This window comes from Pseudomonas sp. GW821-FHT09C09 (assembly GCF_059418105.1).
The window spans coordinates 68475-80724 of sequence record NZ_JBWKPF010000011.1 but is presented as its reverse complement, the minus strand read 5'-3'; the positions used below and the strand labels follow the sequence as shown (position 1 = coordinate 80724).

The window sequence follows — 12250 nt, the reverse complement described above, 5'->3', positions numbered from 1 at the left end:
TTTGTGCCTGATGGCTGGGGAATCAATGCCTTTCGAGGGCATTCACCAGATCATGGAAGGCTTCGCGGTTGGAATCGTTCAGGCCCATGAGGATCTTGTGCGCTTCCAGCACCTTGATCCGCACGACTTCCTCCGACTGATCCTGATCCGGCAGGTCATCGAGGCATTCCGGGCAAGGCACGGGATGGTTGACGATATTGAACACCTGCTCGAAACCCATCGATTGCAACAGACGGGTGATGTCGTCGTGGGTGGTGACCACGGTCGGCAGCAGGCCGACCTTTTGCCGCGACAGGATCGACAGCTTGGCCAGCAGGCCCAGCGTGGTACTGTCGATGCTGCGGGTTTCGGTCAGATCGATCACGATCGCGTTGAAATTCAGCGCGGTGAAGATCTTTTCAATAGTCGCATCCAACGCCGAACACAGGGTCAGGCGAACTTCACCGACGAACTTCAGGACGAAGGTGCCATCCTGCTCGGCGAACTGGATTCTACCGGTACTCATTAAAGATTCCTGCTCAACACCAACAAGGCGATATCATCCGGCATCTCCCCTAGCGTGGCCAATCCAAAAACCTGCCGCAGGCCATCCAGGCTGCCGCCCGCCGACTTGACCCGTTGGGGCAAGGCAGCTTCTTTCTCTTTGAGTGTGGGTTCTGGCAAAAGATCCAGAATGCCATCAGACATCAGCGTCAGGCTGAACGTCGGTGGCAGCTCGAGCACGTGGTCTTCGTAGGTGGCTTCGTTGAAAAGCCCCACGGGCAGACCGCGCCCCTCGAGGTAGCGAACACTGTCAGGCGTGTACAACACAGGCAACGGCAGATGGCCGCCGATGCTATAGGTCAACAAACCGGTCTCCTCGTCGATGACTCCACCGACCATTGTGACGTGTTTACCCAGCTTACAACTGATCAGCCCCCGGTTGATATGACCAAGGACTTCCGAAGGCTTGAATTCCGGCAAGGTGCCGTTGCGCTTGGACTCGAACAACAGGCGCGTGGTCATGAACTTCAGCAGCACCGTGACGAAGGCCGAAGAGGCGCCATGGCCCGACACGTCCGCCAGATAGAACGCTACCCGACGCTCGTCCACCCGGAAATAGTCGACAAAATCACCCGACAGGTACAACGACGGGATGATCTGGTGGGCGAACTTGAACGCGTCGATGGTCCAGGGGCTTTCCGGCAGCATGTTCATCTGCACCTGGCGACCGGCGTTCTGGTCTTCCTGGAGCAGGTTCAGGCTGGCTTCGAGCTCACGGTTGGCCTTTTCCAGCTTCTCGCGGTAGCGCTGGTTTTCCAGCAGCAGACGCGCACGATCCAGGGCCCGGCGCACGGAGTGCTCGAGCACGGCCAGATCTTCGAGAGGCTTGATCAGGTAATCCGCCGCGCCCAGGCGCAGGGCCTCGACCGCGTCGTTCATCACGCCGGCACCGGAAACCACGATCACAGGCGTCTGTGGTGACCGCTCGGTGACCTGACGAATGAGTTCGAGACCGCCCATCTGCGGCATGCGCAGATCGCAGATGACCAAGTCGGGCTTGTCTTGCTCGAATACCTGGAGACCCTGCTGGCCGTTACTGGCCTGCAAGACGCTGAAACCACTGTCTTCCAAATAGGCCGCGAGGCTCGCGCGCACTACTTCGTCATCATCGATTATCAGCAGCGTGGCACTGGTTTTTGGCATGTGGGCAAACGGCGCCAGAATTAGGTTGGCGTAGCAGGCGGGGCAAAGGCCCGGCGCAGACTACTGGATTCGCTTTCTAGCCTCTCTGCTGCACCGCTTCGGAGCGTTTGCCCCGCACACGGATGCACCAGAGGTGCCCTTCTAAGGCGCAGACGGTACTCCCATCCTTCGAGCGTTTCAAGCATGCGCGGATCGTCACTTGACGACTTTGTTTGTCAAATCACAGAGAGTTATAAGAACGTTCGAAACCGTAACTCAATGGAAGGACGCGCGGACAAAAAAAGGCGACCTTTCGGTCGCCTTTTCGGGGTTCACAAGCCGAAATCAGAAATCGTCTTCGACGTGACCGTCCTTGACCTTGAACTCGCGGTTCTGCAGGTAGGCATTGCGGATGAAGGTGTACTTGTCGCCGCTGATCAGCTTCTCGCTGGACAGCAGGCTGGCGCGGGTGTCGACGATGTTCAGGCCGTAGATGGTGTTACGCGCCGGGATGTCGTTCATGTAGCGGTACGGTGCGGTGTAGGTATCCACGTACTTGGACGGTGCATCACGCAGGGTGCTCGGGCCGAGCAACGGCAGCATCACGTACGGACCGCTGCTGACGCCCCAGTAGCCGAGGGTCTGGCCGAAGTCTTCGTCGCTGCGCTGCAGGCCCATCTTGGTGCCCACATCGAAGAAGCCCAGCAGGCCGAAGGTGGTGTTGAAGATCAGACGCGCGGTGTCGACACCGGCAGCGGCCGGTTTGGCCTGCAGGATATTGTTCGCCAGGTTGGTGATGTCACCCACGTTGCGGAACATGTTGTGGATGCCGTCTTCCAGGAATTGCGGCGTTACATATTCGTAGCCCTGCGCCAGAGGCTTCAGCGCGTAGGTGTCGACAAAGTCGTTGAACTGGAAGATCGGACGGTTGACGCTTTCCCAAGGGTCTTCTTCCGTTGCCGCCTGGGCAACGAACGGAACCAGCATCACGCTGGCGCATACACAAAGCTGAGCGAGAGGGTTGCTCCAGCGCATAGAAAAACTCCTTGGATTGTACATACGCGGCAAGCGGGCCACGGTTATAAGAGGTGCAGTATAAGACGGAAACAAGGTTTTAGGCATTTCCGGCGTGAACACCTCTGTAGGACGCATCGTCACGCACTTGTCATCCAACTGTCACCGGCCATGCTTAGCCTGACTTCTATTTCAGGGACGTTTTCCATGCCTCAAGCCGAAGCCTTGCCCCTTTCAGCACCCAACCTGACAGCCGTGCTGTTCGGGCTCAGCGGCTGCCTGGTGGACTTCGGCGCCCGCGCCCGTCATCACGCCAGCCCCGGCACGGAGCACGCCGACGCCACACCGGGCGCGCTCGACAGCCTGCACAGCCTGCAGCGCCAACTGATCCCCTGCGCCTGGCTCGATGATTTGCCGCCTGCCCTCACCCAGGTGCTTGCATCCGGATTGCCGGGCTGGATCAAACCTTCGCAACATTCGGCAACACACAATCCCTGGCCGGCACCGAATGCCTGCTGGCAAGCCCTGATGACGTTGAATGTCGATCGCCTGGACGGCTGCGTGCTGGTCAGTGGCGAACCGCGCCTGCTGCAATCCGGCCTGAATGCCGGGCTGTGGACCATTGGCCTGGCGTCCTGCGGCTCACTCTGCGGCCTGGCCCCGAGCGAATGGCAAGCCCTCAGCCAGAAAGAACGCGAACAACTGCGCGGCAAGGCCACCGTGCAACTGTTCGGCCTGGGCGTGCACTCGGTGATCGATAACCTGGGCGATCTCGACACCTGCCTGGCCGACATCAGCCTGCGCCGGCTCAAAGGCGAAAAGCCCTGATCCGGATCATGCAGGTTGCAGCAGAGTGGATTAGTCTTAAGGAGAGCCATAGACCTTTGGCGCACGGCTGCGGTCTATGCCAGTGCCTCTCGATAAAAGGAAAACACCATGCCCGCCCGCGAACTGCAAGAACAGCTCAATACCCTGCGCGAGCAACTGGATCAGAATCCGCCGCTGTCGCAAGCCGAGCGCGCAGACCTGCACGCACTGATGCAACAGATCGAACTGGAACTTGAACTGGAAACCAAAACCCAGGATTCCAATCTCGCCGACGGCGTGAACCTGGCCGTCGAACGTTTCGAACTCGAACACCCCACCATCGCCGGCACGTTGCGCAACATCGTGAATTCCCTGGTCAGCATGGGAATCTGAAACCCGCAAATGCAAAAAAGCCCTGCCAGTGATGGCAGGGCTTTTTCATGTCCGCGAGGCGGGTTACTGACGAACCAGACGATGGTTCGGCAACTGCACGCTTTCAGTGCTGCGGTACGGGTTGATGTCCAGCCCGCCGCGGCGCACATAGCGTGCAAACACCGTGAGTTTTTCCGGTTTCAGCAAACGCTGCAGGTCGAGGAAAATCCGCTCCACGCATTGCTCGTGGAAGTCCGAATGCTGGCGGAAACTGACGATGTATTCCAGCAGACTGGCGTGATCCAGCGCCGCGCCACGGTATTCCACCACCACGCTGCCCCAGTCCGGCTGGCTGGTCACCGGGCAGTTGGATTTGAGCAGATGGCTGTGCACGCTCTCCTCCACCACTCGCGAATCATCGCAGCGCAGCAGCTCGGGACGCGGATGTTCGTAGTTGCTGACGCTGATATCCAGATCGTCGATGCACACGCCCGGCAGCGCGACCACGCCTTCGGCTTCAACCTCTTTCAGGCTGCGTACCCGTACGCCCACCGGCTTGCCGGCAGCGGCGGACAGGTCCTTGACCAGGGTCGCTTCCAGGCTCGCTGTATCGGCGAACGGGGTCTGGTTCAACGAGTTCAGGTACAGCTTGAACGACTTGGACTCGATAATGTTCGGCGAGTCCGCCGGAATGCTGAATTCGCCGATCGCCACCACCGGTTTGCCCGACGGCAGCAGCCACGACAGTTCGAAGCAGTTCCAGAAATCCACGCCTTTATACGGCAGGGTTTCGGCGGTCAGGCCCAGCTCGGCCCACTTCGCGGTGCGCGGAATCGGGAACAGCAGGGACGGTGTGTAAGTGGCGATGTATTCGCTGGACTTGCCCAGCGGCGAATGTTCGGCTGCGGGATGCATGGCGGAAACCTGACTGAAGAATCAGCGGATTCTATCAGCCTTTGCTCCCGCCTTTGAGTGCTTACTGACTGACAGTCAGTTTGCCGACCATTCCGGCCTGGTAATGCCCGGGAATGTTGCAGGCGAACTCCAGACTGGTCGCCTTGCTGAAAGTCCAGGTCAACTCGGCGGTCTTGCCGGGCTCGACCAGTACGCTGTTAGGGTCGTCGTGCTTCATGACGTGCCCCATCGACGCATGATCCATACCCGCCATATCGTGAGACATTTCCTTCATGCCGGTCGGCGTCAGCATGCCGCTTTGCTGCATCTGCAACATTTCCTGCTGGTGTTTGGCATGCATCACTGCATCGCCGAGGTTGAATTCGTGCAGCAACTGGCCTTTATTCACCAAAACAAAACGAATGGTCTCACCAGCCTTGATGTCGATGGCCTTCGGATCGAACGACATGTCGCCCATCACCACTTCAATGCTGCGACTGGCCTTGGCGGCCGGGGCCGGCTGGCCGAAGTCGTACGTGTGCGCAGGGTCGGCCCAAACGGATGAGCTCAACGCCAGCAAACAGGCGGCGACGGCCAGAGGGTTGCGCAAAAACATAGTCATACTCCAACAAGAAAAGGTTCAGCCTGTGGGAAACTCTAGCCCGCCCGCGCTGGCAGCTACCTGACAGCCAGATTACAACTTTGTCAGGTTGGCGCTTGTGACAATGTCCCACGGTATAAAGCTTTCGATCCTACAACCCCGAGTTGCCCATGAAACTGCTGATCGTCGAAGACCAACCGAAAACCGGCCACTACCTGCGCCAGGGCCTGACCGAGGCCGGTTTCAACACCGAGCTGGTGGCGGACGGCAACACCGGGCAACAACTGGCGTTGAGCGGTGACTACGCCCTGCTGATCCTCGACGTGATGCTGCCCGGGCGCAATGGCTGGCAGATTCTGCAAGCGGTACGCAGTGCCGGGCTGGAAACGCCGATCCTGTTTCTGACCGCCAAGGACACCGTGGAAGACCGGGTTCATGGCCTCGAGCTGGGAGCCGACGACTATTTGGTCAAACCCTTCGCCTTCTCCGAACTGCTCGCCCGGGTGCGCAGCCTACTAAGACGAGGCAGCACCGCACCGCAGGAAACCTGCCTGCAACTGGCCGATCTGCGCCTGGACCTTATCCGCCGCCGCGTCGAACGCAGCGGCCAGCGCATCGACCTCACGGCAAAGGAGTTTGCCCTGCTGGAAATGCTCCTGCGCCGCCAGGGCGAAGTACTGCCCAAATCCCTGATCGCCTCGCAGGTCTGGGACATGAATTTCGACAGCGACACCAATGTGATCGAAGTGGCGATCCGCCGCCTGCGCCTGAAGATCGACGACGAGTTTCCCGACAAACTGATCCACACCGTGCGTGGCATGGGTTACGTGCTTGAAGAGCGTCCTGCCTGATGCGCCGCCTGTCACTCGGCAGTCGGCTGGCGTTGCTGTTCGCCGCGTGCACCGCGACGGTTTCGCTGGTGGCGGGCGTGGTTTTCAATCGGGCCAGTGAGGCGCACTTTATTGAACTCGATCAGCAATTGCTCGAAAGCAAGCTGATCAATGTGCGTCAGACGTTGCTGAGTGGCAGCGACGCCGCACATATCACCGATGAGTTGAGCCAACAGGGCGATGTCTCGTTACGCATAAGCGGCTCTGAGGGGCAGCGCTGGTTCGGCCGTTCCCTGCAAATGCCGGCGAACCTGCCGCAGCAGCCCGGCCTGGCCACCATCAACGACAACGGCACGGACTATCGCCTGCTCAACGCCCCGCTCTCCCCGGAACAACCCGACTCACAGCAATTGACCTTGCTGCTGGACATCACCCATCACCAGCACTTCCTGCAACGCATGCAGCATCTGATCTGGCTGACCGTCGGTCTTTCGGCGCTGGCTACGGCTCTACTCGGTGCCTGGGCGGCACGCAGCGGCTTGCGTCCGTTGCGCCGCATGAGCGCCGTGGCACGCGGGATTTCCGCCCAATCGCTGAATGCCCGACTGCCGGAAGCGCAGATGCCTGCGGAACTCACGGAACTGGCCCACAGTTTCAACGCCATGCTCGGACGTCTCGATGACTCGTTTCAGCGACTCTCGGCGTTCTCCGCCGATATCGCCCATGAATTGCGTACCCCGTTGTCGAACCTGCTGACCCACACACAGGTCACCCTCACCCGCCCTCGCCCACTCGAAGACTATCGCGAGGCCCTGCACAGCAACCTCGAAGAGCTGCAATGGATGGCGCAACTGGTCAACGACATGCTTTATCTGGCCAAGGCTGACCATGGATTGCTGGTGCCCAAGCGCGAACCGCTGGAACTGGCGGAAGAAGCCGATGCGTTGCTGGAGTTTTTTGCACCGCTGGCCGAAGACGCTCAGGTCAGCCTGAGCCGTGATGGTGAGGGTCGGTTCGAAGGTGACCGCGCGATGCTGCGCCGGGCGCTGTCGAATCTGCTGGATAACGCGCTGCGCTTTACCCCGGCCGCAGGCGATGTGCGTGTGCAGATAGCCGAGCAGGCGAAATCCTTGAGAGTGACCGTCGAGAACAGTGGCGAAGGGATTTCTTCGGAGCTGTTGCCGCGTTTGTTCGACCGCTTTTACCGGGCTGATCCGGCACGCCAGGAAGGCAGCAGCGAACATGCCGGATTGGGGCTGGCGATCACTCAGTCGATCATCAGGGCCCATGGCGGGCGGATTCATTGCGAATCGGCTCAGGGCTGGACGCGGTTTGTGATTGAGTTGCCGCAAAACGATTGAGGCCGGCAATGCCGGCCTCAATGGGTGAACTTACGAGTAACGCAACGCGTGCGCCGGCTCGATCTTCGCCGCTCGCCAGGCCGGGTAAACCGTGGCCAGGAAGCTGAGGATGAAGCCCGCCGAGCAGATCAATAGCACGTCGCCGCCCTGCAGTTCCGAGGGCAGGTTGCTGACGAAATACACGTCGGAACTGAAGATGTGTTGCCCGGTCACTCGTTCGACCCAGCCCACCATCTCACTGACGTTCAGCGCAGCAATCACGCCCAGCACGCCACCGATGATGGTGCCGACGATGCCGATCACCGTGCCCTGCACCATGAAGATCGCCATGATCTGCCGTGGCGTGGCGCCGATGGTGCGCAGGATCGCGATGTCCGCACCCTTGTCGTTCACCACCATGATCAGGGTCGCGATGATGTTGAACGCCGCCACCGCGACGATCATCAGCAGCAACAGACCGATCATGGTCTTTTCCATTTTCATCGCGCTGAACAGGCTGCCCTGGGTGTGGGTCCAGTCGTCAGCCTTGAAATCAGTGCCGAGACCGGTGGCGATGTCCGACGAAACCTTCGGTGCGGCGTACAGATCTTTCACCGCCAGACGCACGCTCTGCACCTGATTCGGCTCCCAGTGCTGCATGGTTGCCGCGTCGGAGACGTGGATCAGGCCCATGGAACCATCAAGTTCGGCGCCGACTTTGAAGATGCCGACCACATTCAGACGCTGCATGCGCGGGGTGATGCCACCGGGTGCAGTGCTGACTTCCGGCACGATCAGGGTGATCTTGTCGCCGACGTTCAAGCGGAAGCGCCGGGCCGTGATTTCACCCAGCACCACGCCGAACTCGCCCGGCTTCAAGGCATCGAGACGGCCCTGAACAATGTGCTGGGCAACGATCGACACCTTGCCTTCCTGGGCCGGGTCGACGCCACTGATCTGGATCGGCTGCATCATGCCCTTGTAGGACAGCATGCCTTCCATCTCGGTGAACGGCACGGCGGCGGTCACCTCCGGATTCTTCAGCGCGGCGGCGGCCACCGGCTGCCAGTCATCGATCGGTTTGACGCCGACGATGGTCGCGTGAGGCACCATGCCGAGAATGCGCGAGCTCATCTCGCGCTGGAAGCCGTTCATCACCGACAGCACCACGATCATCGCCAGCACGCCGAGGGCGAGACCGATCATCGAGGTCATCGAGATGAATGAAACAAAGCGATTGCGGCGCTTGGCGCGGGTATAGCGCGTGCCGATAAAGATCGATAACGGTCTGAACATTCGCTGGGGCACCGTATAAAAATAAAAGACCCGACGCTTTTTCAGGCATCGGGTTTCAAGCCGTCAGATGGGGGTCAGGCAACCTTCCTGCAACTGCAGGACGCGGTCCATCTGGCGAGCCAGGTTCATGTCGTGAGTCACTACCAGGAACGCCGTGCGCATCGAGGTGCTGAGTTCCAGCATCAGGTCCTGGATGCCTTCGGCGGTGTGGGAGTCAAGGTTGCCGGTCGGCTCGTCGAGCATCACCAGGCCCGGGTTGTTCACCAGTGCACGGGCAATGGCCACGCGCTGGCGTTCGCCACCGGACAGCTCGGCCGGTTTGTGTTCCAGACGATGGCCCAGACCCACTCGCTCCAGCAACGCCGTGGCCCGCTGACGCGCCTCGGGGATTGCGGTCTTGCCGATCAGCAGCGGCATGCAGACGTTTTCCAGCGCGGTGAATTCTGGCAGCAGGTGGTGGAACTGGTACACGAAGCCAAGGGCACGGTTACGCAGCAGGCCGCGCTTCTTCTCGCTCAGCGCCGACAGCTCTTCACCGTCGAGCCAGACGCTGCCCTTGGTCGGCGTATCGAGGCCGCCCAGCAGGTTGAGCAAGGTACTTTTGCCCGAACCGGACTTGCCGACGATCGCCACGCGTTCGCCCGGGTGCAACTCCAGTTGCAGGTTGGCCAGCACTTCCACCGACTCCGGGCCTTCCTCGTAGGACTTGCCCAGGTTGCGGCAGCTCAGGATTGCTTTTTCACTCATGCCCGACTCACTCATAACGTAGCGCCTCCGCCGGCTGGGTGCGCGCGGCACGCCAGGCTGGATACAGGGTGGCGAGGAAACTCAGGACCAACGCAGCGGCGCAGACCATGATCACATCCTGGCTCTGCACCTGCGATGGCAGGTAATCGATGAAATACACGTCGGCGTTGAGGAACTTGTGCCCGATCAAGCCTTCGAGTGCCGAAATCGCCGCGCTGACATTGAGCGCCGCCAGGATGCCGACCACGGCGCCGATGGCCGTACCGACCACGCCGATCACCGTGCCCTGCACCATGAACGTGCGCATGATCGTGCCCGGTGTGGCGCCCAGCGTGCGCAGGATGGCGATGTCGCCCTTCTTGTCATTAACCACCATCACCAGCGTGGAAATGATGTTGAACGCGGCAACCGCGACGATCAGCAGCAACAGCAGGCCGATCATGGCTTTTTCCATACGGATCGCCTGATACAGGTTGCCGTGGGTACGAGTCCAGTCGCGGGCGTAGTAATGGTCTTCGCCGAGCCGCTGGGCGATGTTCCACGCTTCACGCGGCGCCTGGAACAGATCGTCGAACTTCAGGCGCAGGCCCTGCACCTGATCAGGCTTCCAGCGGTGCATCTTCGCCAGATCCTGCAGGTTGGTCACGCCCAGGTAACCGTCCAGTTCACCGGCGCCGACATGAAAGATGCCGACCACGGTAAAGCGTTTCATGCGCGGGAACATCCCGGCCGGGGTCACGCTGACCTCCGGCGCGACGAAGGTGATCTTGTCACCGAGGCCCACGCCGAGCTTGGTCGCGGCCTTGTCGCCGATCACGATGCCGAAGCTGCCCGGCGTCAAGTCGTCGAGTTTGCCCTGCTTCATGAAGTTGTCGATGATCGAGACGTTGCGTTCCAGCGCCGGATCGATGGCATTGAGCAACACCTTGGACACCTGGCCGTTGTTGGTCAGCAGGCCCTGCATCTGGGTGAACGGCGCGACGGCCGCCACCTGCGGGTTCTGCTTGACCTTGGCGGCCAGGCTCGGCCAGTCGCTGATGGCTTCACCGGATTCGATGGTCGCGTGGGGCACCATGCCCAGCACGCGGGTGCGCATCTCATGATCGAAGCCGTTCATCACCGACAGCACCACGATCATCACGACCACGCCAAGGGCGAGCCCGATCATCGAAGTCAGGGAAATGAACGACACAAAATGATTGCGACGCTTTGCACGGGTGTAACGCGTGCCGATAAATACGAAGAGAGGTCTGAACATGTCGGGGCTTGTTCGGAGGGAAAAGGAACGTCCTTGTGGCGGGGGTCGATAACCAGCTTTACACTCAGACCACCGCCGCTACCATGGGTTCGCCATGTCGACATTAGATGAAGAAGATCGCCGCGAATACTACCGTATCGAGGATTCGATCGCACTGGAAATTCGGCCCCTGTCCGCTGCCGAAGCCGCAGGCCAGGAAGTGTTGCAGGATGCTTCCCCGTTATTCAACGTGCTCAGTGAACTGCACCTGAGCGAATTCGAATCGCAGCACCTGTTGCGCCAGATCAACGAGCGCGACCGTGCCATCGCGGCATTCCTGAAATCCCAGAACAAACGCATCGACCTGCTCAGCCAGGTCATTGCCCTGACCGCACTGGGACAGATCGGCGAGCCGCAACCGGTGATCATTTCCGAGGGCGGTGTCGACTTCCAGAACCCGACACCGATAGCCGCCGGCTCGCGCCTGTCGGTAAAAATGGTGTTGATGCCACAGGCCCACGGCCTGCTGCTGCGCGCCCGGGTCACCCATTGCGACCGTAAGGGCGAGGGCTACGACATCGGCACCGAGTTCGAACACTTGACCGATGCCCAGCGCCAGTTGCTCGCCCGCTATATCTTGCAAAAGCAGGCCCAGGAACGACGCCTGGCCCGCGAACAGAACGAATCAGGCATTTAATTAAGGAAGAACCGTGACCCTTATCTACGGCCACCGCGGCGCCAAGGGCGAAGCACCGGAAAACACCCTGACCAGTTTTCAGGAATGTCTCAAGCACGGCGTACGCCGCTGTGAACTGGATCTGCACCTGTCCAAGGACGGTGAGCTGATGGTCATCCACGACCCGACCCTCAAACGCACCACCGAGCGCCGTGGCAAGGTGGTCGAGCACACCGCCGCCGATCTGGTGACCTACGACGCCCGCAAGGGCGGCCCCGGCTGGATCAAGCCGTGCCCGATTCCGACCCTGGAAGAGCTGTTCGAGAAATGTGATTTCGATCACTGGCAGCTCGAAGTAAAAAGCGCTTCGCGCACCCGCGCCGCCACCACCGTTCTGGCCATCCGTGAAATGGCGGTCAGGCACGGGCTGCTCGACAAGGTGACGATCACCTCGAGTTCTCGGGAAGTGTTGAAGGCGGCGCTGGATCTGGTGCCGGACGTGTCACGGGGCCTGGTGGCCGAATACGCCTGGCTCGACCCGCTGAAGGTCGCGGCAAGCTACGGCTGTGAGATTCTGGCCTTGAACTGGACGCTGTGTACGCCGGAACGCCTGCAGAAGGCGCAGCGTCAGGGGCTACATGTGTCGGTATGGACCGTCAACGAGCCTGCGCTGATGCGCAGACTCGCCGACTTCGGCGTTGACAGCCTGATTACAGACTTTCCCGGTTTGGCCACTGCCACCCTCGAGAATTGCTGAAATCGGTCTCCCCG

Annotated in this window: 14 protein-coding genes; 6 read left to right on the top strand and 8 right to left on the bottom strand. The window is 60.5% G+C overall.

Going from position 1 to position 12250, the window contains the following annotated elements:
- Nucleotides 1-22: 22 nt before the first annotated feature.
- The 3 genes from rssC to AC07NR_RS27685 form a co-directional block, all read right to left on the bottom strand.
- Nucleotides 23-505 carry an anti-sigma factor antagonist RssC gene (gene rssC, locus AC07NR_RS27695; protein WP_042560140.1) on the bottom strand — a complete coding sequence of 161 codons (483 nt, stop codon included), beginning with the start codon at nucleotides 503-505 and terminating at the stop codon, nucleotides 23-25.
- On the bottom strand, nucleotides 505-1686 hold the full coding sequence (rssB, locus tag AC07NR_RS27690) for a two-component system response regulator RssB (protein ID WP_085713163.1): 1182 nt from the start codon (nucleotides 1684-1686) through the stop codon (nucleotides 505-507). Before rssB ends, rssC begins: the two co-directional genes overlap by 1 nt.
- 324 nt (nucleotides 1687-2010) lie before the next feature.
- Nucleotides 2011-2700, bottom strand: a complete 690-nt coding sequence (locus tag AC07NR_RS27685; protein WP_085713162.1) for an MlaA family lipoprotein — start codon at nucleotides 2698-2700, stop codon at nucleotides 2011-2013.
- A 186-nt stretch (nucleotides 2701-2886) separates the two neighbouring features.
- Between AC07NR_RS27685 and pcrP the strand changes: the two genes are divergently transcribed.
- A complete protein-coding gene (gene pcrP / locus AC07NR_RS27680) occupies nucleotides 2887-3507 on the top strand; it encodes an HAD superfamily inactivated hydrolase PcrP (protein ID WP_495079880.1) in 621 nt (206 codons plus the stop codon).
- Nucleotides 3508-3615: 108 nt separating this feature from the next.
- Nucleotides 3616-3879, top strand: a complete 264-nt coding sequence (locus tag AC07NR_RS27675; protein WP_495079879.1) for a DUF4404 family protein — start codon at nucleotides 3616-3618, stop codon at nucleotides 3877-3879.
- A gap of 63 nt (nucleotides 3880-3942) precedes the next feature.
- Here the strand turns inward: AC07NR_RS27675 and queF are convergent, their stop codons facing one another.
- Both queF and copI read right to left on the bottom strand, forming a co-directional pair.
- Entirely contained in the window at nucleotides 3943-4773 is an 831-nt protein-coding gene (gene queF / locus AC07NR_RS27670) for an NADPH-dependent 7-cyano-7-deazaguanine reductase QueF (RefSeq protein WP_114884371.1), read from the bottom strand.
- A 61-nt stretch (nucleotides 4774-4834) separates the two neighbouring features.
- Nucleotides 4835-5368: a copper-resistant cuproprotein CopI gene (gene copI / locus AC07NR_RS27665; RefSeq protein ID WP_248741251.1), complete on the bottom strand. Its 534-nt coding sequence runs from the start codon at nucleotides 5366-5368 to the stop codon at nucleotides 4835-4837.
- Between the two features lie 155 nt (nucleotides 5369-5523).
- On the opposite strand from copI, the gene AC07NR_RS27660 reads away from it, so the two are divergent.
- Entirely contained in the window at nucleotides 5524-6204 is a 681-nt protein-coding gene (locus AC07NR_RS27660) for a heavy metal response regulator transcription factor (protein WP_192552090.1), read from the top strand.
- Nucleotides 6204-7544 carry a heavy metal sensor histidine kinase gene (locus AC07NR_RS27655; RefSeq protein WP_423203951.1) on the top strand — a complete coding sequence of 447 codons (1341 nt, stop codon included), beginning with the start codon at nucleotides 6204-6206 and terminating at the stop codon, nucleotides 7542-7544. The genes AC07NR_RS27660 and AC07NR_RS27655 overlap by 1 nt, the downstream gene beginning before the upstream one ends.
- Nucleotides 7545-7574: 30 nt before the next feature.
- Here AC07NR_RS27655 and AC07NR_RS27650 read toward each other — a convergent pair whose 3' ends face one another.
- The 3 genes from AC07NR_RS27650 to AC07NR_RS27640 form a co-directional block, all read right to left on the bottom strand.
- Entirely contained in the window at nucleotides 7575-8819 is a 1245-nt protein-coding gene (locus tag AC07NR_RS27650) for a lipoprotein-releasing ABC transporter permease subunit (RefSeq protein ID WP_065260718.1), read from the bottom strand.
- Nucleotides 8820-8882: 63 nt separating this feature from the next.
- Nucleotides 8883-9566: a lipoprotein-releasing ABC transporter ATP-binding protein LolD gene (gene lolD / locus AC07NR_RS27645; RefSeq protein ID WP_167443782.1), complete on the bottom strand. Its 684-nt coding sequence runs from the start codon at nucleotides 9564-9566 to the stop codon at nucleotides 8883-8885.
- A gap of 7 nt (nucleotides 9567-9573) precedes the next feature.
- Nucleotides 9574-10824, bottom strand: a complete 1251-nt coding sequence (locus AC07NR_RS27640) for a lipoprotein-releasing ABC transporter permease subunit (RefSeq protein ID WP_085733492.1) — start codon at nucleotides 10822-10824, stop codon at nucleotides 9574-9576.
- Nucleotides 10825-10918: 94 nt separating this feature from the next.
- Here AC07NR_RS27640 and AC07NR_RS27635 point away from each other — a divergent pair, with 94 nt between their 5' ends.
- On the top strand, nucleotides 10919-11500 hold the full coding sequence (locus AC07NR_RS27635; RefSeq protein ID WP_305836423.1) for a PilZ domain-containing protein: 582 nt from the start codon (nucleotides 10919-10921) through the stop codon (nucleotides 11498-11500).
- A 13-nt stretch (nucleotides 11501-11513) separates the two neighbouring features.
- The gene (locus AC07NR_RS27630) at nucleotides 11514-12236 is read left to right on the top strand and encodes a glycerophosphodiester phosphodiesterase (protein ID WP_305836422.1); all 723 of its coding nucleotides are present in this window, start codon (nucleotides 11514-11516) and stop codon (nucleotides 12234-12236) included.
- The last annotated feature ends 14 nt before the right edge of the window (nucleotides 12237-12250 follow it).